The organism is Rhizobium sp. L1K21, from assembly GCF_024055895.1.
In the GTDB taxonomy this organism is placed as follows: domain Bacteria; phylum Pseudomonadota; class Alphaproteobacteria; order Rhizobiales; family Rhizobiaceae; genus Ensifer_A.
In genome coordinates this window covers 101,078-125,482 of sequence record NZ_JAMXLE010000003.1, presented here as the reverse complement: position 1 = coordinate 125,482, position 24,405 = coordinate 101,078, and the positions used below count along the sequence as shown (strand labels likewise).

At 57.6% G+C, this 24,405-nt stretch carries 25 protein-coding genes; 7 read left to right on the top strand and 18 right to left on the bottom strand.

The window, feature by feature from the left end; genetic code table 11:
• Positions 1 to 143: 143 nt before the first annotated feature.
• Positions 144 to 623 carry a VOC family protein gene (locus NHF56_RS15590; RefSeq protein WP_252806194.1) on the top strand — a complete coding sequence of 160 codons (480 nt, stop codon included), beginning with the start codon at positions 144 to 146 and terminating at the stop codon, positions 621 to 623.
• A 35-nt stretch (positions 624 to 658) separates the two neighbouring features.
• Here the strand turns inward: NHF56_RS15590 and NHF56_RS15585 are convergent, their stop codons facing one another.
• On the bottom strand, positions 659 to 1,657 hold the full coding sequence (locus tag NHF56_RS15585; protein ID WP_252806192.1) for an MDR family oxidoreductase: 999 nt from the start codon (positions 1,655 to 1,657) through the stop codon (positions 659 to 661).
• A gap of 11 nt (positions 1,658 to 1,668) precedes the next feature.
• Entirely contained in the window at positions 1,669 to 2,424 is a 756-nt protein-coding gene (locus NHF56_RS15580; protein WP_252806190.1) for a FadR/GntR family transcriptional regulator, read from the bottom strand.
• 561 nt (positions 2,425 to 2,985) lie between these two features.
• Here NHF56_RS15580 and NHF56_RS15575 point away from each other — a divergent pair.
• Together NHF56_RS15575 and NHF56_RS15570 are read left to right on the top strand one after the other, a co-directional pair.
• Positions 2,986 to 3,378, top strand: coding sequence for a MerR family transcriptional regulator (locus NHF56_RS15575; protein WP_252806188.1), 393 nt, complete (start codon positions 2,986 to 2,988; stop codon positions 3,376 to 3,378).
• The gene (locus NHF56_RS15570; protein WP_252806767.1) at positions 3,353 to 3,769 is read left to right on the top strand and encodes a carboxymuconolactone decarboxylase family protein; all 417 of its coding nucleotides are present in this window, start codon (positions 3,353 to 3,355) and stop codon (positions 3,767 to 3,769) included. The genes NHF56_RS15575 and NHF56_RS15570 overlap by 26 nt, the downstream gene beginning before the upstream one ends.
• Positions 3,770 to 3,835: 66 nt before the next feature.
• Here the strand turns inward: NHF56_RS15570 and NHF56_RS15565 are convergent, their stop codons facing one another.
• From NHF56_RS15565 to mmsB, 8 genes are all read right to left on the bottom strand, one after another.
• Positions 3,836 to 4,756, bottom strand: coding sequence for a pseudouridine-5'-phosphate glycosidase (locus NHF56_RS15565; protein WP_252806186.1), 921 nt, complete (start codon positions 4,754 to 4,756; stop codon positions 3,836 to 3,838).
• Between the two features lie 28 nt (positions 4,757 to 4,784).
• Positions 4,785 to 5,897: a carbohydrate kinase gene (locus tag NHF56_RS15560; protein ID WP_252806184.1), complete on the bottom strand. Its 1,113-nt coding sequence runs from the start codon at positions 5,895 to 5,897 to the stop codon at positions 4,785 to 4,787.
• Between the two features lie 260 nt (positions 5,898 to 6,157).
• Positions 6,158 to 7,120 carry a branched-chain amino acid ABC transporter permease gene (locus NHF56_RS15555; protein WP_373456329.1) on the bottom strand — a complete coding sequence of 321 codons (963 nt, stop codon included), beginning with the start codon at positions 7,118 to 7,120 and terminating at the stop codon, positions 6,158 to 6,160.
• Positions 7,121 to 7,161: 41 nt separating this feature from the next.
• Positions 7,162 to 8,055 carry a branched-chain amino acid ABC transporter permease gene (locus NHF56_RS15550; protein ID WP_252806763.1) on the bottom strand — a complete coding sequence of 298 codons (894 nt, stop codon included), beginning with the start codon at positions 8,053 to 8,055 and terminating at the stop codon, positions 7,162 to 7,164.
• Between the two features lie 19 nt (positions 8,056 to 8,074).
• The gene (locus NHF56_RS15545) at positions 8,075 to 8,800 is read right to left on the bottom strand and encodes an ABC transporter ATP-binding protein (RefSeq protein WP_252806182.1); all 726 of its coding nucleotides are present in this window, start codon (positions 8,798 to 8,800) and stop codon (positions 8,075 to 8,077) included.
• Positions 8,797 to 9,561 carry an ABC transporter ATP-binding protein gene (locus NHF56_RS15540; protein WP_252806179.1) on the bottom strand — a complete coding sequence of 255 codons (765 nt, stop codon included), beginning with the start codon at positions 9,559 to 9,561 and terminating at the stop codon, positions 8,797 to 8,799. The genes NHF56_RS15545 and NHF56_RS15540 overlap by 4 nt, the downstream gene beginning before the upstream one ends.
• A gap of 97 nt (positions 9,562 to 9,658) precedes the next feature.
• Entirely contained in the window at positions 9,659 to 10,873 is a 1,215-nt protein-coding gene (locus NHF56_RS15535; RefSeq protein ID WP_252806177.1) for an ABC transporter substrate-binding protein, read from the bottom strand.
• 81 nt (positions 10,874 to 10,954) lie between these two features.
• On the bottom strand, positions 10,955 to 11,839 hold the full coding sequence (gene mmsB / locus NHF56_RS15530; protein WP_252806174.1) for a 3-hydroxyisobutyrate dehydrogenase: 885 nt from the start codon (positions 11,837 to 11,839) through the stop codon (positions 10,955 to 10,957).
• A 188-nt stretch (positions 11,840 to 12,027) separates the two neighbouring features.
• On the opposite strand from mmsB, the gene NHF56_RS15525 reads away from it, so the two are divergent.
• From NHF56_RS15525 to repC, 4 genes are all read left to right on the top strand, one after another.
• Positions 12,028 to 12,942 (top strand): LysR family transcriptional regulator, encoded by a 915-nt coding sequence (locus NHF56_RS15525; RefSeq protein WP_252806172.1) that lies wholly within the window; start codon positions 12,028 to 12,030, stop codon positions 12,940 to 12,942.
• A gap of 325 nt (positions 12,943 to 13,267) precedes the next feature.
• Complete coding sequence (gene repA, locus NHF56_RS15520) at positions 13,268 to 14,446, top strand: plasmid partitioning protein RepA (protein WP_252806171.1); 1,179 nt, start codon at positions 13,268 to 13,270, stop codon at positions 14,444 to 14,446.
• Positions 14,443 to 15,462 (top strand): plasmid partitioning protein RepB, encoded by a 1,020-nt coding sequence (repB, locus tag NHF56_RS15515; RefSeq protein ID WP_252806169.1) that lies wholly within the window; start codon positions 14,443 to 14,445, stop codon positions 15,460 to 15,462. Before repA ends, repB begins: the two co-directional genes overlap by 4 nt.
• A gap of 161 nt (positions 15,463 to 15,623) precedes the next feature.
• Entirely contained in the window at positions 15,624 to 16,931 is a 1,308-nt protein-coding gene (gene repC / locus NHF56_RS15510; RefSeq protein WP_252806167.1) for a plasmid replication protein RepC, read from the top strand.
• A 20-nt stretch (positions 16,932 to 16,951) separates the two neighbouring features.
• Here repC and NHF56_RS15505 read toward each other — a convergent pair whose 3' ends face one another.
• The 8 genes from NHF56_RS15505 to NHF56_RS15470 form a co-directional block, all read right to left on the bottom strand.
• Positions 16,952 to 18,121, bottom strand: coding sequence for an ATP-binding protein (locus tag NHF56_RS15505; protein ID WP_252806165.1), 1,170 nt, complete (start codon positions 18,119 to 18,121; stop codon positions 16,952 to 16,954).
• 73 nt (positions 18,122 to 18,194) lie between these two features.
• A complete protein-coding gene (locus tag NHF56_RS15500; protein WP_252806163.1) occupies positions 18,195 to 18,437 on the bottom strand; it encodes a WGR domain-containing protein in 243 nt (80 codons plus the stop codon).
• Positions 18,438 to 18,587: 150 nt separating this feature from the next.
• The gene (locus NHF56_RS15495) at positions 18,588 to 19,643 is read right to left on the bottom strand and encodes an ABC transporter ATP-binding protein (RefSeq protein WP_252806161.1); all 1,056 of its coding nucleotides are present in this window, start codon (positions 19,641 to 19,643) and stop codon (positions 18,588 to 18,590) included.
• Positions 19,643 to 20,434 (bottom strand): ABC transporter permease, encoded by a 792-nt coding sequence (locus NHF56_RS15490; protein WP_252806159.1) that lies wholly within the window; start codon positions 20,432 to 20,434, stop codon positions 19,643 to 19,645. The genes NHF56_RS15495 and NHF56_RS15490 overlap by 1 nt, the downstream gene beginning before the upstream one ends.
• The gene (locus NHF56_RS15485; protein ID WP_252806157.1) at positions 20,431 to 21,303 is read right to left on the bottom strand and encodes an ABC transporter permease; all 873 of its coding nucleotides are present in this window, start codon (positions 21,301 to 21,303) and stop codon (positions 20,431 to 20,433) included. The genes NHF56_RS15490 and NHF56_RS15485 overlap by 4 nt, the downstream gene beginning before the upstream one ends.
• A 27-nt stretch (positions 21,304 to 21,330) precedes the next feature.
• On the bottom strand, positions 21,331 to 22,383 hold the full coding sequence (locus NHF56_RS15480; RefSeq protein ID WP_252806154.1) for a PotD/PotF family extracellular solute-binding protein: 1,053 nt from the start codon (positions 22,381 to 22,383) through the stop codon (positions 21,331 to 21,333).
• A gap of 12 nt (positions 22,384 to 22,395) precedes the next feature.
• Positions 22,396 to 23,376: a PfkB family carbohydrate kinase gene (locus tag NHF56_RS15475; RefSeq protein ID WP_252806152.1), complete on the bottom strand. Its 981-nt coding sequence runs from the start codon at positions 23,374 to 23,376 to the stop codon at positions 22,396 to 22,398.
• Positions 23,369 to 24,403: an ADP-ribosylglycohydrolase family protein gene (locus tag NHF56_RS15470; protein ID WP_252806149.1), complete on the bottom strand. Its 1,035-nt coding sequence runs from the start codon at positions 24,401 to 24,403 to the stop codon at positions 23,369 to 23,371. Before NHF56_RS15470 ends, NHF56_RS15475 begins: the two co-directional genes overlap by 8 nt.
• Positions 24,404 to 24,405 lie beyond the last annotated feature (2 nt).

The following is a 24,405-nucleotide window of genomic DNA, read 5'->3' as shown; positions in this document are numbered from 1 at the left end:
GAAACACCTATGCGGCAGGACGTTGAGGAGGCTGCGGCCTTATGCCTTGGCCTCAATGCGAAATCGGCAGTTGTGGAGAGGCGGCTTTTGAGGATATTCCTCTTCTTGAGGTCAAATGCAAACAACAGAAGGAAGGAACGAAGATGGACGTTCCGAAGAACTGCATTTGCCTCTGGTTCAGCAAAGACGCCGAGGCTGCTGCTCAATTTTATGCCGATACGTTTCCCAACAGTTCGGTTGATTCCATATTTCATGCGCCGAGTAACTATCCCGGTGGCAAGCAGGGCGATCTGCTGGTGGTGCATTTCACCGTTTTGGGTACGCACTGCATGGGCTTGAATGGTGGCCCGGTTTTCCCGCAAAGTGAAGCCTTCTCGTTTCGGGTTACGACCGACAGCCAGGAGGAAACCGACCGCTACTGGAATGCCATCGTTGACAATGGCGGACAGGAGGGCACTCGTGGCTGGTGCAAGGATAAATGGGGGCTTTCCTGGCAGATCATGCCGCGGGTGCTGACGGTCGCTTTGGCAGCCGGCGGTGAGGAAACCAGGCGTGTCTTTGAAGCCATGATGGACATGAACAAGATCGATATCGCAGCCATCGAGGCTGCCCGGCGCGGCTAAGGCACGTCTATGTCAGCCGGTCAGGCCTGACGCTGTCAGGCCGACATGTCGATCACGACACGGCCGCGGATTTTGCCGGCAATAATGGCCTCGGCCAGTTCCGGCAGTTTCGACATCGGTTCCACCGCCATGGTCAGCGTGTCGATATGCACCTTGTCGAGATGCTTTTCGAGAAGCGTCCACGCGGATTGTCGCTTCTCGCGCGGTGCCATCACGGAATCGACGCCGATCAGCGCCACGCTGCGCAGAATGTGCGGCATCACCGTTGCGGGCAGGTCGGCACCGCCGGCAAGGCCGCACGCTGCGACAGCGCCACCATAGACCGTCTGGGCGAGCACATTGGCAAGCGTTGTCGAGCCGACGGCATCCACCGCGCCGCTCCAGATTTCCTTTTGCAGCGGCTTTCCTTTTTCAGCCAGTTCCGCCCGGTCGACAAAGGCAGTCGCGCCGAGTGACTTCAGGTAATCATGCGTTTCGGGCCGTCCCGTGGCGGCGGTCACCCGGTAGCCCTTGTTCGCCAGCAGGCTGATGGCCACGGACCCGACCCCGCCGGCAGCACCAGTCACCAGAACATCGCCTTCGCCAGGCTTGATCGACCCCCATCGTTCCAGAGCCTCGACACATAGAGCCGCCGTATATCCGGCTGTGCCGATCGCCATGGCATCCTTCTGGCTCAAGCCCTCGGGTTGACGGATCAGCCATTCCGGCTTGACGCGCTGGTAGCGCGAATAGGCACCCCATTCCGTTTCAGAAAGCCCCCAGCCGTTGACGATCACCTTGTCGCCCGGCTTCCAGTCGTCCGAACCGGATTCGATCACGGTGCCTGCAAGGTCAATTCCCGCGACCATGGGCATGCGCCGGGCAATCCGCCCCTTGCCGGTGATTGCCAGCCCGTCCTTGTAGTTCAAGGTCGAATAGGCGACTTCGACGAGAACACTGTGATCGGGCAGGTCAGAGAGGGAAATTGTGCGAAAACCCGCCTTCGGCTTGCCATCCACATCTTCAATCATCATTGCGGTAAAGGTGTTTTCCATATCCGTGCTCCTCACTTCGCGTTCTTGTCTTCAGCCGCGGGGCTGCGCGCCTCGACCGCCTTGGTGTAATTTTCCTTGAGATAGTCGAGCAGAACGGAAAGCTGTTCTACCGCCTTTATGTCATCGCGCCGGCGCAGGGCATCGATCAGGGCCTCGTGAAGCTCCACAACCCGTTGGCGCTCGCGCACCTTGAAGGTGATCATGTTGGTAATCGGAATGAAGGCCTCGATCACCGTGTACATCATCAGCCGCAAGGGTCCGTTGGCACTGGCATCCACCAGTGCGCGGTGAAACCGCACATCCGAGGCGCAGAAATCTTCGTCCGTCGTGGCGCGGTCGCGCTGCACGGCAATTTCCGCCGTCATGATGTCGAGATGTTCGTCTTCCCGGTTCTGGCATGCCAGCCGGCAGCAAACGGCTTCGGTTTCCATACGCGCGGCGATGATCTCGTCGATGTCGAATGCGCCCACGCCCACAAGCAAGGTTGCCGCTCCGGTAATTGTCTTGGAAAGGCCTTCGGGGTCCGGTCGGCTGACGAAATTGCCGCCGGTCGGGCCGCGTCGGGAGCGGATCAGGTTTTGCGCGGCAAGCCGTTTCAATGCCTCGCGCACAGTCGGTCGCGAAATGCCAAACCGCTTGGCAAGCTCTTCTTCCGTCGGCAGCCGTTCATCGACCTTGAGATCGCCATTCAAGATCGCCTGACGTATGTTGTCGGCAATCTGCTTGGCGATGCCGGTCCTGACAACGGTGTCGTAATTCAAAACCATGGATTGGCAACCTTCCTGACACCCCAACAGCAATGCCACGTTCGGGCGCGGAAATCCATAGGTAATTAAAATATAGGTTTGACAAATAGTGGAATAGTCGCTGTGTCTCGCCCCGAACTTCCGCCTTGTTCCATAACCTGTCTTTCGCAACTTTGTGCGACGGAGGGGGTGGGTTCTATGGGGTGGGTTCTATTCAGACGCGCGACTTTTCAGTGCAGACAACTCTTCTGCCCGCCACCGTTGCCAGCGGCGTCGCAGCGCGCCAGGTCTGAGCCCAATGGGCGGGTCCCAAATGTTTGCAGACTGAATCCGCTCGCATCGAAAGTGGCGGAAGCCGTGTCGTTTTACGTGCCTGAGACGGAGGCTGCCAAAAAGCGCTTTGCCGCGCGGTGAATGGGCAAAGGGTCAGGACCTATTAATGTGAGCGGATTTCGGGCCGGCTTCAGCAACACGATCAACAGACCTTAAGTGAGCTTGCCGAACGCGTCTCCATTTTATGCCTTGACTTAGAGTGCACTCTAACCCGTAGCTTCCCATGCGTCGTGAGGAAAGAAGGCATTCATGAAGATTGGCGAACTGGTGAAACGATCGGGATTGTCGGCCCATACGATCCGTTATTATGAGCGGATCGGGCTTTTGCCGCCAGCTGACAGGGACCGGTCCGGCCAGCGTGACTACGATGTATCCATCCTGACCTGGATAGAATTTCTGAACCGTCTGAAGACCACCGGTATGCCTATACGGGACATGCTGCTTTATGCCGCTTTGCGGGCGCGCGGCACGGAGACGGAGGCTGAGCGCAAAGCACTGCTGGAAGAGCACCGCGAGCGTGTCCGCGCACATGTCGCCGAACTGCAAGACTGCCTTCTTGTCCTCGACACCAAGATTGCCGGATATGCCGGCGTCGAAGAGAGGATAAAAATTCATGATGCAAGACAAACTAAACGCCGGTGAAACCCGGCTGGAACGCGGCAAGCGCGCGCTTGCCGAAATTGACGGCGCTGCAGGTGAAAATGTTGTGGCTGCCTTGGCCGATATCGCGCCGGATTTCGCCAATTACCTGTTCGAGTTCCCCTTTGGCGACATCTATTCACGCCCCGGTCTTGATTTGCGCGCCCGCGAAATCGCGACCATTGCGGCGTTGACAGCAATGGGAACGGCAACGCCCCAATTGAAAGTGCATGTGGAAGCCGGTCTGAATGTGGGAGTGACGAAGGATGAAATCATCGAGATCATGATGCAGATGGCAGTCTATGCCGGCTTTCCCGCCGCGCTGAATGGCTTGTTTACAGCAAAGGAGGTCTTTGCCTCACGTCTTGCCGATGAGCAGGCGGTGCCAACTTGACGCCATGCCGGCGCGAGTGAGCGTAAGATAGACAGTGCGACCAAGCGGAAATTCCGCCGGGAAGGGCTACCCCTTCCCTGCCCGCGCATAAGCTGCGGCGATGCGTGCGGCGAGAGCGGCATTGTTTTTCACCAGGGCGATATTGGCCTTGAGACTGCGTCCCTTGGAAAGCTCATTGATGCGCGCCAGCAGAAACGGCGTCACGTCCTTGCGGGCGATCTTGCGCTCTTCGGCTTCGCGCACGGCATCGGCAATGGTGCCGTCGATAAAGGCCGGCTCCAGGGCCGCTTCTTCGGGAATGGGATTGGCAATCATCAGGCCGGTGCCGGTTTCAAGGGCGTGATGAAGCCGCATGGCGTCGGCAATCTCTTCGGCGCTGTCCAGGCGGTGATCGGCCTTGAAGCCGCTGGTGCGGGTGAAAAATGCCGGAAAATCATCTGTGCCATAGGCAATCACGGGAACCCGCTGGGTCTCGAGATATTCCAGCGTCTTGGCAATATCGAGGATCGATTTCACACCGGCACAAACCACCGTCGTCGCCGTGCGGCCAAGCTCGGTCAGGTCGGCGGAAATATCGAATGTATCTTCAGCACCGCGATGCACGCCGCCCACACCGCCGGTTGCGAAAATCTCGATACCCGCCATGGCGGCAATGCGCATGGTGGCGGAAACGGTGGTGCCGGCGGTTGCCTTCTTCACCATGGCCACAGCAAGGTCGCGGCCCGACGCTTTCACCGCGCCGTCGCTGGCGGCCAGCGCTTTCAGTTCCGCGTCGGAAAGACCTGCACGCAGTTGCCCGTCAATGACAGCGATCGTCGCCGGCACGGCGCCGTTGGCGCGAACGACGTCTTCCACGTCGACGGCAGTCTCATAATTGGCCGGAAAAGGCATGCCGTGGGTGATGATGGTGGATTCCAGAGCGACAACCGGATTGCCTGCGGCAAGCGCGGCAGCCACATCAGGGCTCAGGTGAACATTGGGTTTCAATGAAGATACTCCTCAGGACAAGACTGCTTCAGGCCGGCATGCGGTGCATGTTGGCCCGTACGAAATTTTCGGAAAGCTCGCTGCAGACGCTCGCGTCGCTTTCGGTGGTGAGTGTGCCGATCAGCGCACCAATGCGGGCGGCGGTGAATATATTTTCGCCGCTCAACAGATTGTGCAGCGTACCGGCAATCATGGCGTCCCCTGCCCCGGTGATGTCGACAACATTGGCCGTGACGGCCGGAAAGGCCGCGGCGCGCTGGCCGTTGGCCACTGCAATCCCGTTGCTGCCGATGGAGACGACAGACTCCCCTGCCCCGGCAGCCAAAAGGCCCTGCGCGGCCTTTTTCGCTGCTTCTGGCCCCGAGCCGAAATCGGTCTTCAGGTAGGCACGCGCTTCGTCGAGGTTCATGAAGATAAGGTCAATGCCGTTCAGGCTTTGCGGCAGCTTGGCCACTTTCGGGGTTGAAACGGCATCCACAGCCAGCTTGAAGCCGACGGCATGCTTGCGCGAAATCAGCCCCTGAAGGGTTTCTCCCGGCAGATTGCAATCGGCAAACACCCAGGAGGCAGACGCCAGATGCGGCCATATGCGGTCAAGATGAGCCGGGGCAAAAAGATCGAATATGCCCATGTCGGCAATGCCGTAGGCAAGATCACCGGCCGGGTCCAGTACGGCGGCATATTCGGCCGTTGGCTTTTCGCTTGAAGTTATGACCTGGCTGACATCGACACCCCGATCACGCAGATGGCGCAGAAGCTGTCGTCCGGTTTCATCGTCGCCAACGATCGAGACAAAGCTGGTTGGCGTGCCGAGCAGCGCCAGATTTTCAGCGACATTGCGCGCGACGCCGCCAAAACTGCGTGAGCCGTTCACCGGATTGGACGTTCCTTCAATCAACGGCCTGTGCGCATGGTATTTGCGGTCCAGAACAGCGCCACCAACGCATACGGCCCGTTGCGCGTCCGGCAACAGATAACCCCGACCGAGCAGATAGCCCTTTTGAATCAACTGCACGATATGTGCCGCAATCGTCGAGCGCGCCAGACCCATTTCGCCTGCAATCTCCTGCTGACCGGCAAAGGGGTTCGCGCGGATGATTTCGAGAACGGCCGCTTCCTGCGCGCTAAGTTCAGTCTTCATGGTTCCAACTTTCAAATGAGCTTCAGTCTGAACTCACATACAACAGATGCATATGTCAACAACTGTTTGCTAGACTGCAGTTGCTTGATGGGCAGATGAATGCATGGTTGCCTGGAAGCCTTGCTTTCCAGCATATGACGGTGGTGAACTGTTCAACGCTATGGTGGCGCAAAGGCTGCGGGCGGTGGGCAGCAGGCGTAACCGATCACCGCCTCCCTCGTCCGGCAGGCGTGACACGATCAGTCGGTTGGAAGCCTGAACTAGACTGAAGAAAGTTTGAGCGCGCGCGCCAGTTCGCCAATGATGCCGCGGCGGAAGAGAAGGACGGCAACCACAAATGTTGCGCCAATCACCACCTGAACCCAGGAACCGATGCTGCTCAATTCATGTTGCAGGGTGACGATCACCACGGCCCCGACAATCGGCCCGAAGATCGTTCCCATGCCGCCGAGCAGGGTCATGAGGATCACTTCGCCTGACATCTGCCAATGGGCGTCCGTCAGCGAGGCGAACTGAAACACCACGGCCTTGGTTGCACCGGCAAGCCCCGCCAGGGTGGCGGAAATGACGAAGGCGATCAGCTTGAAGCGGTTGACATTGTAGCCGAGCGAAAGCGCTCGCGGTTCGTTCTCGCGTATGGCCTGCAACACCTGTCCGAAGGGTGAGTGAATGACCCGGAAGATCATCAGAAAACCCGCTATGAAAATCGCCGCCACAAAATAGTACATGGCAAGCGGCTGGTTCAGATCGATAAGGCCGAACAGATAGCCGCGCGGAATGCCCTGAAGCCCGTTTTCTCCGCCGGTAAAGGGAAGTTGCAGAGCCAGAAAGAAGACGATCTGCGCCAGCGCCAGCGTGATCATGGCGAAATAGATGCCCTGTCGGCGAATGGCGAGGCTGCCGATGACGAGGCCGAGCGCGCCGGAGACAAGAGCACCCGCCAATATGCCGAGGAGCGGTGGAAAACCCCACATCTTGATCACGTGACCGGCGATATAGGCCGCACTGCCGAAGAATGCGGCGTGGCCGAAGGACAAAAGCCCTGTAAAGCCGATCAGCAGGTTGAAGGCGAGCGCAAAGAGCGCAAAGCACAGAAGCTGCATCACGAAGATTGGATAGAGAAACATTGGCGCAATCAGCACCGATACAATCAGGATCGCCCAGAGAATCCCCTGTGCTATCTGGCTGCGCTTGCCGGTTTCCATTGAAACCCTCTCGCCCATCTCGCCCATTTCGTTCGCAGTCTGGTTCATCAAATCCTCACTCAAGTCTGTCGACCGAAGAGTCCGGCCGGGCGTACCAGCAGAACCACCACCATCAGGAAAAAGATCACGGTATTGGCCGCAGGTGCATAGAAAACCTTGGTTACGCCCTCGATCAGCCCCAGCGCAAAGCCGGACACCACCGAACCCATGATTGATCCCATTCCGCCGATCACCACCACGGCGAAAATGATAATGATCAGGTCAGCACCCATGAGCGGGCTGACGGAATAGATCGGGGCGGCGAGAACCCCCGCCAGCCCGGCGAGCGCCGTTCCAAAACCGAATGTCAGCGTCACCATGAGCGGCACATTGATGCCGAACGCCTTGACGAGATCCGGGTTTTCCGTGCCCGCACGCAACAATGCGCCAATGCGTGTCCGTTCGATTACAAACCACACGGCCAGGCAGACGGCGATCGAGAAGACAATGGCAAACAGCCGGTATTTCGGAAACACCATGAAGCCCAGATTGACCACCCCTTTCAGGCTCTCGGGTTGGCCCGGATAAGGCGTGCCGGAGGCTGAAAAGAAGTTGATGAACAGACCCTGCAAGATCAGCGTGATCCCGAACGTCAATAGCAAACTATATATCGGGTCGAAGCGGTAAAGCCATTTCAATAGCGTGCGTTCTATGATCATTCCAAGCCCGCCCACCATCGACGGCACCAGGATGAGGGCGAACCAGAAATTCACATGGAAATCATCAAGACCAATCCACACCCCGAGGTAGGAATAAAGAATGAGGGCCAGAAATGCCCCGCTCATGTAGAGCGCCCCATGGGCGAAATTCACCACATTCAGCAGGCCGAAGATCACCGCCAGGCCAAGGCTCAGCATGGCATAGAAGACACCATTGTTCAGCCCCAGCATGCCCTGTGCGAGTATCAGTTTCAGCATCATCGGCGCCTCCTCCTCAAACGCTCAGATAGTGGTTGAGCCTGTCCATCTTGGCCTCCACCTCGCCGGCTTCGATCCGGTCTATCACCTTGCCGTTTTCAATCACGTAGTGGCGGTCGGCAAGCGGTGCGGCAAAGCGGAAATTCTGCTCCACCAGCATGATTGTATAGCCACGCTGTTTCAGGTCGAGAATGGCTTCGCTGAGTGCTTTCACGATCACCGGCGCAAGCCCTTCGGTAATTTCATCCAACAGCAGAAGCCGCGCGCCGGTGCGCAGAATGCGCGCAATCGCCAGCATCTGCTGCTCACCGCCCGAAAGCCGGGTGCCCATGCGCTTGCGCACTTCCTTCAGGTTGGGAAACATGTCGTAGATTTCCGCAACGCTCATTCCCCCCTCCCCCACCGTTGGCGGAAGCATCAGGTTTTCTTCAACATTGAGGGTTGCGAAGATGCCGCGCTCTTCCGGGCAATAGCCAATGCGCCCCAGATGGGCGATGCGATGGGCGGGCTTGTCAATGAACTCGTCGCCGTGGATGAGGATGGAGCCTGTTCTGCGGTCCACCATGCCCATGATGGCGCGCAGGGTGGTGGTGCGTCCTGCGCCATTGCGACCGAGCAGGGTTATCAACTGCCCCTCCCCGAGCTCCAGATCTATCCCATGCAACACATGCGATTCGCCATACCAGGCATTGAGATCGCTGATTTTCAGAAGCGGCGCTTGCTGGCTTGATGCAATATTCATGCGCTCGCCTCTTCCGCCGTTACGCCCATATAGGCTTCCATGACCTCGGGATTTTTGGAAACCTCCTCATAGCCGCCTTCGGCCAAAACCTCGCCGCGGTTAAGAACGGTAATACGATCGGCAAGTTTTGCGACAACGCCGAGATTGTGCTCCACCATGATAATGGTCCGCCCGACGGAAACGGATTTGATCAGGTCCGAGACCTGTCCCACATCTTCCGCCCCCATGCCCTGCGTTGGTTCGTCGAGCAGCATCAGCTCCGGCTCCAGGCCGAGCGTTGTGGCAATTTCCAGCGCCCGCTTGCGGCCATACGGCAATTCCACGGCATGCAGATCCGCATAGCGTTTCAAACCCACCTGGTCGAGCCGCTGCATGGCCTCGTCGTTCAAGGATGCAAGAACCCGCGCCGAGCGCCAGAACTGGTAGCTCACATTCAAACGTTTTTGTAAGGATAGTCTTACATTTTCAAGCGCCGTCAGATGGGGAAAAACGGCAGATATCTGGAATGATCGGATAATGCCATGTTCGGCAATTTCTGCCGGTTCCCAGCGGGTGATGTCTTCGCCGTTATAGAGAATTTGCCCGGAACTCGGTGTTATGAATTTGGTGAGAAGGTTGAAGAAGGTGGTTTTTCCCGCACCGTTCGGCCCGATGAGGGCATGAATGGTGCCGCGCTCGATTTGGAGGTTGACCTTGTTGACGGCGGTGAACCCGCCAAAGCGTTTGGTCAGCCCCTTGGTCTCCAGAATGAAGTCGCCCATGTAGTGCCTGCTGCTTTCGTGGGGTTGTCGCAATCCCGGTTCGCACGAGCGGGACGGCCGTTTTGAGCGGCCGCCCCTGGTTTCAAAGCGTGAAGCTTTATTCCTGTGTCAGCGCACAACCGCCATCGGCGAGCGAGAAATAGGCCTCGTCGCCCGGAATGGTGCGAACCACCTTCGCCACATCCCACGGGTCTTCCTTGCCCGGCTCAACCTGCAGCAGATACATGTCATGCAGCAGCAGGCCATCCTTGCGGATCGTGCCGCCCTTGGCAAAGAAGTCGTCGATCTTCATCTTGCCAAGCTGTTCGCGAACGGCATCGGCATCGTCCGTTCCAGCAGCTTCGATGGCCTTCAGATAAGCCATGGTCAGCGAATAGTCTGCAGCATGCGGGAAGGTCGGCGCGGCATTGTTGGAATAGGCCATGTACTTTTCCTTCCAGGCCCGGGACTCCTCGTCGTGGTTCCAATACCAGGCAGACGTGAAACTCAATCCGTTGGCGACATCGGTTCCCAGACTTTTAACGTCGGAAATCAGCACCAGCATGCCGGCCAATTGCTGACCGCCCGCCACGATACCGAATTCATTGGCCTGTTTGATCGAGTTGACCGTGTCCTGACCGGCATTGGCAAGCGCAATCACCTTGGCACCGGATGACTGGGCCTGAAGAAGGTAAGATGAAAAATCGGTGGAGGCGAGCGGCACATCCGAACTGCCAACCACAGTGCCGCCGAGTTTTTCCACCACTTCGGATGTATTGTCCTGCAGGGCATGGCCGAAGGCGTAATCAGCGGTGATGAAATACCAGCTGTCGCCCCCTTCTTTCACAATGGCGGTGGCCGTCCCGACCGGCAGCGCATGTGTGTCATAGCCATAGTGGATGCCATATTTGGTGCAGGCCTTGCCTGTGAGGTCCGAGGTGGCTGCACCGGTCGCAATGCTAATGACCTTCTTTTCTGAGGCCAATTGCTGCACGGCCAACGCGACGGCGGAGTTGGTCAGGTCCGTGATCATGTCGACATGATCTTCGTCGATCCACTGACGCGCGGTTGCCGAAGCAACGTCTGCCTTGTTCTGGTGGTCTGCCGAAATAACCTCGATCTTCTTACCCAGCACGGTACCGCCAAAATCTTCGACCGCCATTTTCACGGCTGCCACAGCACCTTCGCCGGAAAAGCCGGTTGAATAGACACCCGACATGTCGCCGAGAACGCCGATCTTGACCACATCGTCGGAAATACCGTCAGCAAAAGCGGCTCCCGCACCAAGGCTCAAAGCCGCAGCGCAAACACTTCCATAGAACAAAGATTTCATTCGTCATTCCTCCCAGTTTTCCAGAACCCTGCCAGACTGGCAGGGCGTGAAATGAACACTCGGTGGCGGTTGGCGCTCTCCTCAGCGCGCAGCCGTCTTGAGATATTCAATCATGGCCGAGAAGTCCCGGCCTGAACCGCCCTCTTTCAAGAACGTGTCGTAGAGTGCAAGCGCATGCGCGCCCATGGGTGTCGCCTGCCCGCTTTCCGATGCGGCCTGCTGTGCCAGACCGAGATCCTTGTGCATCAGGTCTGCGGCAAAGCCCGGCTTGTAATCATTATCCGCCGGCGTCTTCGGCCCAACCCCCGGAACCGGGCAATAGGTATTGACTGACCAGCAGGAACCGGACGAGGTGGAAATCACATCGAAGGCGGCTTCAGCCGAAAGACCGAGCTTCTCGGCAAGCGCAAACGCTTCGCAAGCACCAATCATGGAAATGCCGAGCAGCATATTGTTGCAAATCTTTGCCGCCTGCCCTGCTCCGCCTTCGCCGCAATGGACGATCTTGCCGCCCATGATCTCCAGCACCGGTTGCGCCCGCTCAAATGCATCCGTTGAGCCGCCCACCATGAATGTCAGTGTTCCCGCGGCTGCGCCGCCAATGCCGCCGGAGACCGGAGCATCAAGCAATTGGAGATCTGCCGATTTGGCCATCTCGTGTGCTTTGCGCGCGCTTGCAACATCGATCGTCGAGGAATCGATGATCACTGCGCCGGCTTTGGCGGCAGGAATGACCTCTTCCAGAACCTTCAGAATAATGGGTCCGTTGGGAAGCATGGTCATGATGATGTTGGCCTCGGAAACAGCTGCAGATGCGCTCTGTGCCGTTTTCATGCCGTCGCTCGCAGCCTTATCCATTGCCGCGGCAACGGTATCGAACACAGTCACATTGTGCCCGGCCTTGGCGAGATTGGTCGCCATGGGCAGGCCCATATTGCCGAGACCGATAAAAGCAATCCTGCTCATTTCTCCCCCTTGTGTCGCATCTGCATGGCATCAGCCGGGGCGCGTGTCTGCGCATTGCAGATTGCCGCAAACCTTCGGCGTCTCCTCAAACGCGTTCGGGTGCAAATGTCTTGGTTTCAATCTTATGGCGTTATTTTCGCAGGTCCATGTGCTTGATTGCCCATCCGTTGTGCGAATATCATCATATAATGAGTTTTGACTGGGACGACCTTCGCTATTTCCTTTCTGTTGCGCGTGCCGGTCGGCTCACGGCAGCGGCCCCGCGCATGGGAACGGATCATGCGACAGTGTCCCGGCGTGTCCGCGCGCTCGAGGAGCGACTGGGGGCGGCGTTGTTCACCCGCTCGCCACGCGGTTACACGCTCACCGACATGGACGAACGTCTGCTCCGTTATGCCGAGGAAATGGAAAGCACATCTGCAAAGATCCAGAATGACATTGCCGGCGAGCGTCTGTCTTTGAGCGGCGCGGTTCGCATCGGTGCCCCGGACGGCTTCGGTGCGTTTTTCCTGGCGCCGAGAATTGGGGAATTGGCAAGACGCAATCCCGAACTCGATTTGCAGATCGTCGCCATGCCACGCATCTTCAGTCTGTCGAAACGGGAAGCCGACATCGCCATCAGTCTCTCACGTCCTGAGCGGGGACGGCTTGTGTCTCGAAAGCTCACCGACTACTCGCTGCACGTCTACGCATCTCGCCATTATCTCGAGCGGCATCCAGCTATTACCGGCCGGGATGATTTTTCTGACCATCTTCTGATCGGCTACATTTCCGAACTGATCTTTGCGCCAGAGCTCGACTATATAACTCATATTGGTGAAAAACTGTCACCGCGACTTTCCAGCACAAATCTCTTTGCGCAACTGCGCGCCACAATGGCCGGTACGGGCCTTTGTATCCTCCCGGACTTCATGACAAGTGGAAACTCGGACCTGGTGCGTGTGCTACCGGAAGAGATTGAGTTGAAGCGCACGTTCTGGCTCACTGTCCATGAGGATGTTCGCGAGTCGGCGCGTGTCCGCACGGCGATACGCTTCATCGTCAGCGCGGTGGAGGAGGCGCGTGGAGAGTTCATGAACTTCCACGGGAGTGTAGAAGAATAGTCGTTTGAACGTCGAGTTCCCCGCGGGGAACCTTTCGCTCTGTTGGTCGTCACTTTCCGAAGCGCTGAAGGGTGGCTCAGGCATTCCCGAGAACGTCGCTCTCAAGGTACGGCGCTTTTTGCATCACTTGTGCATAAGCCTGACCCGATGGTTCCCCGCGGGGAACATCCATTTTGCAGGAATTGTCCTTCTCAGGCGAATCGGAGTATGAAAAGCTACGCGAAATTACGAAATTTGCGTTTTTTTGCGTAGCCCCGTCGCATTTAAATTATCGTTAACCATGTCAGGCACAATAGTCGAAGTGAATTTTGAAAGGACCAACACCGTGACTCGACATTTGAGTAGCCTGGATTTCATGCAGACCTTTTCAACGAAGCTCGATGCTGCGTTGAAGAATCTTTCGCTCGCCCAATATCCGCCGGACGCGATGCGCACCATGCGCACATTTGCCTCATCTGAAGTGGCCCAGCTTCTGGATGTCACCGAGGCCTATATCCGCCAGATCTCGCTGAAGGGAAAAGGCCCGGAGCCGGACGTCTCCGCAAATGGGCGGCGGCTATATACGCTGGAGCAAATTCTTGAACTGAGAATGCTGCTCGCGGAAAACGGCCGCAAGAAATGGATCAATCCCCGCCGTGTGGAAGGCGAGGCCTGCCAGGTGCTGGCGGTCACAAACTTCAAGGGCGGGTCTTCCAAAACCTCGACCACCATTCATCTCGGCCATTACCTGGCGCTGCGCGGTTATCGCGTGCTGGCAATTGATCTTGATCCGCAGGCATCGTTGACGGCGCTGCACGGAACGTTGCCGGGTTTCGACCCACGGGAAGGGGAAACCTTCTATTCTGCCATCCGGTTTGATGATCCTGTCCCCGCGGGGAACTTGATCCACAAAACGCATATTGCCGGTTTTGATGTGATCTGCGCTGGTCTTGAACTGACCGAGTTTGAGACTGCCGTTGCGCTTGAAATGCGCAATACGGGCGGAACGGGATTCCTGCTCCGTGTTGCTGAAGCCATCGAGCAGATTGCCGACGACTACGATATCATCCTCATGGATTCAGCGCCGTCGCTGAACTTCTTGACGCTATCATCATTGACCGCAGCGACAGGCGTTCTGATACCCGTTCCCGCCCATATGCTGGATGTGGATTCGACGGCGAAGTTCCTGGAACTTGCCGCGTCCTATATGGAAATCCTCAGCAATATCGGGACGACAGCGCAGTGGGATTTTGCAAAATTCCTGATCACCAAGTTCGAACCGAACGATCACCCGCAAGCCAATATGATGGCCTTGATGCGACAGGTGTTCGGTGACGACCTGCTGTTGAACATGGTCATCAAATCGACGGCTGTTGCCGATGTACTGACATGGAAGCAGAGCCTCTACGAGGTTCAGCGCACGCGCTTCTCCGCGCCGAAGACCTATGACCGGGCCATTGAATCCGTCAACGCTGCAAATGCTGAAATCGAACAACTGCTCTGGCAGTCATGGGGGCGTGAATGAGCCGCAAGGATTCCAAGGGCCTGTTCGCCAATGTGCTGAACCAGCTCAATGAGCCTGTGAACCAGGCAGCACCTGAAAAGAAGTCTGCCGGCGCATCGCCCCATCTTGCCAAGGTGGCGGCAGGGGTGAAGGAGATCCAGCAGCGCGGTGAATTGGCCGATCGTCTTCTCAAGGACGGCGCGCATGTGGTCGAGCTTGATCCGTCGCTCATTTCCCCCTCGGCCATTCCAGATCGCTTCGAAGGTGCCTATGACGAGGCGGCCATCGCCGAATTGAAGGAATCGATGGCCGAGCGGGGGCAGATTGTCCCTGGGCTCGTGCGTCCTCTGCAGGGCGAACCCGGGCGTTACCAGATCGTCTATGGCCGCCGCAGGCTTGCTGCGGTCAAATTGCTTGGCCAGAAGTTCAAGACCGTTATCCGCGATTTGAGCGATGAAGAGGCGGTTATCTTCCAGGGCGAGGAAAACACCGCTCGCAACGATCTCAGCTTTATCGAAAAATGCTCGTTTGCCTATTCGCAGGAGCAGGCCGGCTTTTCGCGCGCCACCATCTCGGCGTCGCTGTCGACCGGCAAATCGCATATTTCAGAGATGATCCGTGTGGCCAGTGTGCTGCCTGAAAAGCTGCGCCGCGGCATCGGCCCTGCGCCCGAGATCGGGCGTCGGCGCTGGCTGGAGCTGGTGGAGCGTTGGAACAAGTTCCCGGCAGCACATCCGCATTCCCTGGAAATGGTGGAAGCCCTTGGCCCGAACATTTCCAGCGAGGAGCGCTTTGCGGCGGTTCTGTCTTCGCTCTTTGAAAAGAATGTGCTGCTCAAACCCAAAGGGGAGGAGGCTTTGCCGATCCTTTCCAAGGGCATGAAACTGGCCGATGTGCGCTATTCGAAATCCGGCGCGAAGCTGAATTTTTCGAAGTCGGTGCCGGATGATTTCGTGCGCTATCTGGTCGAGCAGATCGAAGAGATCCATGACGCGTATCTCAAAGATACGGCGAACGATGCCAGAAGGAGTGGATAAGAGAGAATAGCAAAAGAAAAAGGCCCCCAAACGTTGCCGTCGTGGAAGCCCTTCTCGTGTCTAGCAGCTTGAGAATCGCATTTCCCCGAATCACAGTCAAGAGTCTTTGGCCGTCTTTTTTGGCGGGTAGGTTTCTTTTGCCTTTTTGAAAGGTGAAGAAAATGCAGGTTGGAAATGTGACGACGCCCTTTGGGCGGCGAACGGTCTCGCTTGGCCATTTGAAAACCCAAATGGACGCGGGTGAAATCGAAGACGGAGCCTCCGTCGACAAGTGGAAAATCTACCGTGCGCTGTGTGAGGCGCGAACCAGGCTTGGTGTAAACGATCGGGCCCTAGCCGTCCTCAACGCGCTTTTGAGCTTCTATCCCAAAAACACGCTTGATGCCGACGACAGTCTGATTGTTTTCCCGTCGAATGCCCAGCTCTCGCTGCGGGCTCACGGTATGGCCGAGCAAACGATCCGCCGGCATGTGGCTGTTCTCGTCGATGCTGGCCTGTTGATCCGCAAGGACAGCGCCAACGGCAAGCGTTTTGCCAGGCGGGGCAGGGAAGGCAGCATTGACGAAGCATTTGGCTTTTCACTGGCACCGCTTCTGGCGCGTGCTGAAGAGATCGAGCAGGTTGCAGCCGAGGTTGAGGCAGAGCGTATCCATCTGCATCACATGCGTGAGCAACTGACGATCTGCCGGCGTGACGTTGCCAAGCTGATCGCGACAGCTCTGGAAGAGGGCGCACCAGGCAACTGGGATGCAGCAGAGAGCGAATATAGGACGATTTTGAGCGATCTACCGCGCAACGCCCCGGTCAATCTGGTGACACACGCACTCGAAGCGATGCGCTTCTTGCGTGAAAACGTGCTCAACCAATTGGAAATGTTGCTGAAAACACAAAAACAAGGCGGCAATGACCATCAAAATGAGCGGCATATACAGAATTCAAATTCCGAATCTTACGATGAATCTGAACCGCGCTTTGAAAAGCTGCAGGACGAGAATCTGGCGGAGACTGATGAAATTGAAGACTTGCTCGATGGGCATGAAAACGGTGATGGACGCAGTCCTGACGAAGCCGGTGGTGGTCGCATGGCCCCGCAGACGAAATCGTTGGACTTCGAAATCGGGCTGAAGCCTTTCCCGCTGGGCATGGTGTTATCGGCCTGCCCGCAAATGTCGGATTATGGGCCAAATGGGGCCATTTCCAGTTGGCGGGACCTGATGGCGGCGGCCGTGGTGGTGCGCTCCATGCTCGGGGTGTCTCCGTCTGCCTATCAGGAGGCATGCGAGGTTCTGGGCCCTGAAAATGCGGCCACCGTGATGGCCTGTATTCTGGAGCGAACCGGGCAGATCAACTCGGCCGGAGGCTATTTGCGGGATCTGACACGGCGTGCAGAACGGCAGGAATTTTCGCTTGGTCCGATGCTGATGGCGCAAATCAGGGCGAATGGCGGAAGTGAGCGCAAAGCGGGGTAGGGGAGATGAATGACTTTTCCTCAGCCGGCTGCTTTCGAAAGCTCGCCCATCAGTGCCACGAGGGAAATGGCCTCGATATCGGCCTTGATGGGGAAGCGTTCCGAACCGGGATAGACGACGAATTTGCGTGCCGGCTGAATGTCTTCGCAGGCAAAATAGAAGCCTTTTTCGGGTTTCGGCGACAGGCTGCGTTTGATCTCAATCGCCCAGGGGGATTGTCCGGGCAGGGTCAGCAGAAGATCGATTTCGGCCCCGGCGCCACTGCGATAAAAATGGCTGGTGGTAGCGTCGGGTGCGGCGGCAATCAGATTTTCAACCACGAAGCTTTCCCAACTGGCACCCGCGGTGGGATGGGAGAGAAGGTCTTCATAGGTCGGTATACCGAGCAGAGTGTGGGTGAGACCGCTGTCACGGACGTAGATGCGCGGCGATTTGACGAGGCGTTTGCCCGTATTGCTGTGCCAGGGCTCAAGCCGGCGCACCAGGAGGAGATCGACGAGCAGATCGAGATAGGCCGCAACGGTTTTTCCGTCCACGCCAAGAGAACGGGCGAGATCTGCAGCGTTCAAAAGGCCGGACTGGTGATGCGCCAGCATGGTCCAGAAGCGGCGCAGCGTTTCAGCAGGGATACGCGGCCCAAGCTGGGGAATATCGCGTTCCAGATAGGTGCGAATGAAGTTCTGCCGCCAGCCCATGCTGGCCTTATCGCTTGAGGCGAGAAAGCTGTCGGGAAAGCCGCCACGCAGCCAAAGCCTGTTGAAATCGTCTTCAGGAATTTCCACAGCGCTGATGGGCGGCATTTCGAGATAGGCAATGCGGCCGGCAAGTGTTTCACCAGACTGTTTCAGAAGATCGATCGAGGCGGAGCCCAGAAGCAGATATTGGCCAGTTTTGCGGCCCTTGCGCCGGTTGCGGTCGATCAAGCCACGCAGATTCTGAAAGAGACCCGGCATGCGATGCACTTCATCAAGGATCACCAGCTTGTCAGCGTGGTCTTTGAGATAAAGTTCAGGTTCTTCAAGCTTTGCGCGGTCGGCATCCGATTCCAGATCAAGATAGATCGATGGCCGTTCGTCGGCAATTTCCAGAGAGAGCGTCGTTTTACCGACCTGGCGCGGACCCAGAAGGGCAACGGCAGGATAAGTGTCCAGCAGTTCAATCAGATCGGATTTCGTGGAGCGTTTTATCATCCTTGCAATTATGGAGTATAATTCCATATTTGCAAGGTTATATTGATGGATTGATACGATCCTGTGGGCCGTCTCAGGGGTAGCGGTACCCGCGTTTCAACTTCCGTTCAAGATGGAACTGTTTTTCCTGCAGAGCGTCCTGAAAGGAGGCGTGAAACACCGTTCTGGTTTGCCCGAAATGCCCGATGCGACCCCAATTGCGGGTAAGCGCAATACCGCCGAAAAGCGTCGGCTCTATGCGAAGCTGGTAGAAGCGCGCCATGTTGGCCGCCGCGTCGATGCGGATGAGATAGACGGGGTCGTCGCAGATGTCCATGCGGCCATTGTCTCAAACCCCTATGAGCAACGTCCAATGAATGTTTGGAATCGGTTTTGCCTGAGCGATTCATGACAATGATGACCAAACCCCAGCGAGACGGCGGCTGTATAGCAGCTGCAGCGGCTTCAAAGACTTGATGAGCGGTGTTCAGTCCCGCGCCAAAGGCACGGTGCTCTCTGCTGCCCAGGTGAGTGTCACTGTCTCTCCATCTGCGGGGACAAGAGAACCGATATTGGGAACGCCGACGCGGATCTGGCGTTCTTTGTGGTTCACGAAGAGCGTTGTGCTGTTCCCCGCAAAGAGGCGGCGTTCGACCCGACCTTCGACTACGTTTTCCAGTTCTTGCTGCGCGCCTGAAACGATGCGGATGCGCTCTGGCCTGACCGCGCAGCAGCCCGTCTGGCCGGATGCGGGCTTTTCCCCGGCAACGGCGATTGTCTCGCCGGAAGCAAGCGTAATCCCCCGCTCGTTCGACATGCCTTCGAAGATATTGGCGTCTCCAAGGAAGGTCGCGGCAAAGAGCGACTTCGGCCGGTTGTAGATTTCCTCCGGCCGTCCTTCTTCGACCAGCTTTCCATCTTTCAGGAGGCCGATGCGGTCAGCCATGGTCAGCGCTTCTTCCTGATCGTGGGTCACAAAAACCGTGGTGATGCCGGTTTCGCGCTGAATGCGCTTCAACTCCACCTGCATATCGAGCCGCAATGCCTTGTCCAGCGCGCCAAGCGGTTCGTCGAGAAGGAGAACGCGGGGGTTGATGACGATCGCGCGGGCCAAGGCGACACGCTGGCGCTGGCCACCGGACAGCTGATGCGGCTTGCGGTCTTCGAGTTTGCCGAGTTGAACGAGTTCGAGGGCTTTACGGACCCGGTTTCGGGTTTCCTCACGTGCAACGCCGCGGACATCCAAACCAAAAGCGACGTTTTCGAAAACCGAAAGATTGGGAAACAGGGCATAATTCTGGAACACCATGCCGATATTGCGCTTTTCGAGCGGTACGCGCTCCACGCTTTCGCCATTCATCTCGATATGGCCGGTGTCGGGATAGTCAAAACCGGCAATCATCCGCAACAGGGTTGTTTTGCCGCTGCCCGATGGACCGAGAAGGGCATAAAAGCCGCCATCCTCGAAATACATGGAAACGTTGTCCAGGGCTTTGAAGCTGCCGAAGCTGCGTGAAATGTTCTTGACCTCAACACTGGCCATCAGCCATTTCCTCCGAATTTGTAAAAGCGCGCCGTAAACAGCATGAGCGCCATTGAAATGACGATGATGATGGTCGAAACGGCGTTGATTTCCGGCGTGAAACCCTTGCGGATCGCGGCATAGATTTCGACGGGAAGGGTGGTTTGTCCGGGCGTTGCCAGGAAGTAGGACACCACGAACTGGTCAAACGACACGGCAAAGGCGAATAGCCCGCCGGCAATCACACCGGGTGCGATGTAGGGCAGGGTGATCCTGCGGGTGATCTGCCACTGCGAGGCACCGAGCGAGCGGGCCGCCTCCTCAAGTTCGGGCGCAAATGTCTGAAGGCGCGCATTGACCACGATGATGACGTAGGGCAGGGCAAGCGCCACATGGCCCAGCAGAATGGCATGCAGGCCGCGGCCTATGCCGACGCCATAGAAGAAAACCAGCATGGCCGTTCCCGTGATCAGCCAAGGAATGGCGATGGGCGGCAACAGAAGCGTCTGAAGGACCTTCTTGCCTTTGAAATTGTAGCGGAAAAACGCCAGCGAAGCGGCAGTGCCAAGGATGGAGGCAATCACTGTGGTGATGATTGCAATCTGCAGGCTGTTGAGGGCTGCACCCACCAGCCTGTCATCCTGAGACAGGGCTTCATACCAGGTTGTCGACCACTTCATGGGCAATTGGTAAAACGGCGACGCGTTGAACGACATCAGCCCCATGATGAAAATGGGCAGATAGAGAAACGCGAGCAGCAGCACGACATAGCCGCGCCCGAGCGCGCTGAGGAAACGCGTTGTCTTGCTCATGTGGCTCTCCTCATGATCGGGGATGCTGCGGCCAGAATGATAAGCACCACGGCCAGTAGAATGAATGATAGTGCAGCGCCGAGCGGCCAGTTGAAGACAGCGACAAACTGATCCTCGATCACGGTTCCGTAGAATGTGCCGGTGCGGCCGCCCAGAATGCGCGGCTCCATGAACGAACCGATGACCGGCACGAAAACCAGCACGGAGCCCGCCAGAATGCCGGGCAGGGCCAACGGAATGATCAGCCGTTTCAGGATGGTCAGCCGTGAAGCGCCAAGCGAACGGGCCGCTTCGATGATGCTGTCATCAATGGCCTGCAGGCTGAGATAGCAGGTGAGCACGATATAGGGCACATAGGAGTGAACCAGGCCGATAATCACCGCCGGATAGGAGTACATGAGGTCGATATTGATCTTGAAAGGCAGGACGGCATTGAGCGCGGTATCCAGGATGCCGCCGCTGCGCAACACCATGGCCCAGGAGAAGATCCGCACCAGACCGTTGCTCCAGAAGGGCAGGATGACGAGCAGAAAAACGGCCTCGCGGGTTCTGCCCTTGAAGACCTTGGCCAGAACATAGGCCGCTGGAAAGCCGAGCAGAACGCACCAAAGCGTGACCTCCAGCGCGAGGCGAAAGGAGGATAAAAGCAGGGTTGCATAGACGCTGGAGGAAAAGAATTCCGCGTAATTGGAAAGCGTCAGCGACCAGGGCTTGCCACTAAAGGGCATATCGCTGGCAAAGGAGAAGAAAACCATGGCTGACAGTGGCAGGAATATTGCCACGATCAGCCAGAGATAGGCGGGAAGGAGCAAGGGGGCCGCGGCTTTCGCCGGGGAACGGCGGCCCATGCTGACGGATTGTCCACTCATATCCATGCTCCTCCCTCAGAGGCCGATTTACTGAACGTTGACCTTCAGTTCCTGCCAGATTTTCAGGTAGGCTTCGCGATCGGCATCGGAAACGGGTGCCTGGAACTGGATACGTTCTGCAACCTTCGGATCGCCCATGACCTTGCGGTTGAAGGCGTCTTCGGGAAGCGCTGCGACCGCCTTGAGGTTTGCAGAGACCGGCGCACCAACCTTTTCGTCCCATTCGGTATAAAAAGCCGGATCGATCATGTAGTTTATAAAGGCTTCAGCCCCCTCAACATTCTTTGAATCCTTGGGGATGGACAGCGCATCCAGCCAGCCGACGGCACCCTCTTCCGGCACCACGAACGTGACCGGCAGATTGAAGTTTTTCTTCGCGCGCGACGCCGAACCGCTCCAATAGGTGCCGACATCGATCTGATTTGCTGCCACCATCTGGTTCCAGTCGTTTTCCGAACCCCAGAAGGTCTTGATCTGCGGGATGAGCGAGGTCAGTTTTGCCTTGACCGCGTCCATATCCTTGATGTCGTTGATGTTCTGGCCGGACGCGATGGCGCCGAACTGGATGGCTTCCAAGGCGTCATCGCGCAGCGTGACACGGCCTTTGTGGGCTTCATCCCACATGACCTGAATGGAGGTCGGGGTCTCGTCAAAGGATTTATCGTTCACAGCGATCGATGTCAGGCCCCAGACCCACGGCACGCCATAAACTTTGCCATCGTGGTTGAGCATGGGGGAGGCGGCTTTTTCTTCCCCGATATCGGCGGCATTGGGGATCTTCGAGACGTCGATGGGCTGAATGAGACCTTCGGCGGTTGCCTGATCGTTGAAGGCCGCATTGATCATCACGACATCATAGAGGCCCGGATTGGTCCGAAGTTTGGTGAGCATTTCCTGTTCGGAATTGAAATAGTCGTTGATGACCTTGTGGCCGGTGGCCTTTTCGAAGGCTTCAACGGCCCAGCTTTCATCGGTGCCATAACCTTTCCAGTTCAACACATGAACATCACCGGCCAGTGCCGAACTCTGCATCAAAAGCGTCACGGAGGCCGCGGCCACCAGAAGCGAATAGGTTTTCATTGTCGTGTCCTCTCAGTTTTCAGTGCCTGTTCCCTTGTCTCGACGGTCGATTTCGGCTTCCTGGGCACGGTTCAGGAATGCCTCGACTTCTTGACGTGTTGGCGCGCTGGCTCCGCCTTTGCGCGTGGTCGACATGGCTGCGGCCGCATTGGCCCGCCTTAAAGCGTTCTGAGGGCTTTCGCCGCGGGCAAGCGCGGCGATAAAGGCCCCTGCATGGACATCGCCCGCCCCATTGGTGTCGATTGTTTCGACCTTGAAGGCAGGCAGGAAGAGGGGAGCCTGGCCGCGCAGCGCCAGAAAGGCCCCTTTGCCGCCGCAGCGCACGACCACACCCTTTGCATTGGGACAGAAGCGCTCCAGAAGCGCTTGGCTGAGCGCCTGCCCCTCCATCTCGCCCGCTATCTGTTGGCCTTCGGCTTCATTGCAGGTCAGCCAGTCGGCGCGTTTGAGCACACGAGCCAGAATGTCGGCGGGAATCGCGGCGACAGCACCCGTCGGATCGAGCACAAAAGAGCGGTCCTTGGGCAAGCTTTCGATGAAACGCGCCAGGGCCTGGCGGCATTCGGGATAGGCGAGCGTATAACCGGAGGTAAAGACCCAATCACCCGCAGCTGCGGGAACGGCATTCAGCTCTGCCATCGTCATCTGCGCTTCGGCACCCTGGCGGGAGATAAAGGTGCGTTCACCATCGCTGGTGATCAGAACGATGCATGTTCCCGTGTCGATATCAGCCGCCTTGTTATTCAGGCTCTTGATGCCTTCGGCCCGCAAGGCGGCTTCCAGCAAAGCGCCAGCCGGGCCATTGCCGATCTTGCCAGCGTAGCAACTTTCCATTCCGCTGCGCTTTGCCGCGAGCAACATATTGAAGCCGCCGCCTGGCGATACCGCGAAATCGGAAGCGAGCAGATCGTCACCGGGATTGGGCAGGCGCTCCAACTGGTAAATATAGTCGATCACGGCGCTGCCGATATGGAAAAGCCGCGGCTCAGCCATCGCGAACCTCATGCGCCCTCATGTGGGACAGGCGCCGATCGGCCAGCGCTGTCGCCAGATTTTTTGCCTTGTTGAGATCAAAACCAACCAGTTTGCCAATCTTGTCTGCAGGCAAGCTTTCATATCCGCCACAAGCGCCGGCCATGGAGCAGGCAATCGCCCCGATCGTATCGGTATCACCGCCGAGATTGGCCGCGATGACTGCGGCCTGCCAGCAATTGCCATCAGCGAGCGCGAGAACGGCAAAGGCGGCTGGAACGGACTCTTGCGAGGCGACGCTGGTTCCGACCAGATCAAAAAGCGCGCGGCGTTCTGCGCTGCTGGTGGCCTTTTCGGCAAGCGACAGGGCCCAGGCGATGCGGGCGGAAACGCGCCCGCCGGCAACCCAGCTTCCTTCGCTTTCCGCCGTTCGGCAGGCGTCGAGCGCAACCGGGATGGCATCACGCCATTTCATGCCGGCAACACCGCAACTGACCATTGTGGCAACCGCAACTGCCGCCGAAATGGCTATCGTCGTATTGTGGGTTGAGCGGCAGGTTTCAGCGACCATTGCGATCAGTTCCTGCGTTGGTGGCAACATGATGCCGACCGGTGCAACGCGCATGGCTGCGCCATTGGTGTCGCCGTATCGCCCGGCCTCGCCTGGCGCGACGCCGCGATTGATGGCGTCTATGGCGCGTTTGGTGGAAGGGCCGAGAAGGTCGTAACCGCCACGCGCACGGATGTCTTCTTCCCAATCCACCAGCGCCTTGATCCACAGGGCGTGGTCAAAGCCACCCGAGGAGTCGAGGAGCACGGAACCCAACAACAGGGTCTGCTCGGTGTCATCGGTAATGGCACCGGGCGGCAGGCCCTTGGACACCGGATGGTCTTCAGTAGGGGCGACAAAATCATCAACATTGCCGTAGCTTTCCGCAATCTGTTTCGGCGAGAGAAGCTGCGTGGGCATTCCAAGGGCATCGCCCAGCGCGCCACCGGCCAAAGCGGCCAGAGCATGATCGATGATGGTGTCTTTGGACGTTTCCAAGC

Excerpts from the sequence above, each read along its gene's own strand:
- NHF56_RS15590 (WP_252806194.1), top strand. The coding sequence starts at position 144 with ATGGACGTTCCGAAGAACTGCATTTGCCTCTGGTTCAGCAAAGACGCC.
- NHF56_RS15585 (WP_252806192.1), bottom strand. The coding sequence starts at position 1,657 with ATGGAAAACACCTTTACCGCAATGATGATTGAAGATGTGGATGGCAAG.
- NHF56_RS15580 (WP_252806190.1), bottom strand. The coding sequence starts at position 2,424 with ATGGTTTTGAATTACGACACCGTTGTCAGGACCGGCATCGCCAAGCAG.
- NHF56_RS15575 (WP_252806188.1), top strand. The coding sequence starts at position 2,986 with ATGAAGATTGGCGAACTGGTGAAACGATCGGGATTGTCGGCCCATACG.
- NHF56_RS15570 (WP_252806767.1), top strand. The coding sequence starts at position 3,353 with ATGCAAGACAAACTAAACGCCGGTGAAACCCGGCTGGAACGCGGCAAG.
- NHF56_RS15560 (WP_252806184.1), bottom strand. The coding sequence starts at position 5,897 with ATGAAGACTGAACTTAGCGCGCAGGAAGCGGCCGTTCTCGAAATCATC.
- NHF56_RS15555 (WP_373456329.1), bottom strand. The coding sequence starts at position 7,120 with ATGGGCGAGAGGGTTTCAATGGAAACCGGCAAGCGCAGCCAGATAGCA.
- NHF56_RS15545 (WP_252806182.1), bottom strand. The coding sequence starts at position 8,800 with ATGAATATTGCATCAAGCCAGCAAGCGCCGCTTCTGAAAATCAGCGAT.
- NHF56_RS15540 (WP_252806179.1), bottom strand. The coding sequence starts at position 9,561 with ATGGGCGACTTCATTCTGGAGACCAAGGGGCTGACCAAACGCTTTGGC.
- NHF56_RS15535 (WP_252806177.1), bottom strand. The coding sequence starts at position 10,873 with ATGAAATCTTTGTTCTATGGAAGTGTTTGCGCTGCGGCTTTGAGCCTT.
- mmsB (WP_252806174.1), bottom strand. The coding sequence starts at position 11,839 with ATGAGCAGGATTGCTTTTATCGGTCTCGGCAATATGGGCCTGCCCATG.
- NHF56_RS15525 (WP_252806172.1), top strand. The coding sequence starts at position 12,028 with ATGAGTTTTGACTGGGACGACCTTCGCTATTTCCTTTCTGTTGCGCGT.
- repB (WP_252806169.1), top strand. The coding sequence starts at position 14,443 with ATGAGCCGCAAGGATTCCAAGGGCCTGTTCGCCAATGTGCTGAACCAG.
- repC (WP_252806167.1), top strand. The coding sequence starts at position 15,624 with ATGCAGGTTGGAAATGTGACGACGCCCTTTGGGCGGCGAACGGTCTCG.
- NHF56_RS15505 (WP_252806165.1), bottom strand. The coding sequence starts at position 18,121 with ATGATAAAACGCTCCACGAAATCCGATCTGATTGAACTGCTGGACACT.
- NHF56_RS15500 (WP_252806163.1), bottom strand. The coding sequence starts at position 18,437 with ATGGACATCTGCGACGACCCCGTCTATCTCATCCGCATCGACGCGGCG.
- NHF56_RS15495 (WP_252806161.1), bottom strand. The coding sequence starts at position 19,643 with ATGGCCAGTGTTGAGGTCAAGAACATTTCACGCAGCTTCGGCAGCTTC.
- NHF56_RS15490 (WP_252806159.1), bottom strand. The coding sequence starts at position 20,434 with ATGAGCAAGACAACGCGTTTCCTCAGCGCGCTCGGGCGCGGCTATGTC.
- NHF56_RS15485 (WP_252806157.1), bottom strand. The coding sequence starts at position 21,303 with ATGAGTGGACAATCCGTCAGCATGGGCCGCCGTTCCCCGGCGAAAGCC.
- NHF56_RS15480 (WP_252806154.1), bottom strand. The coding sequence starts at position 22,383 with ATGAAAACCTATTCGCTTCTGGTGGCCGCGGCCTCCGTGACGCTTTTG.
- NHF56_RS15475 (WP_252806152.1), bottom strand. The coding sequence starts at position 23,376 with ATGGCTGAGCCGCGGCTTTTCCATATCGGCAGCGCCGTGATCGACTAT.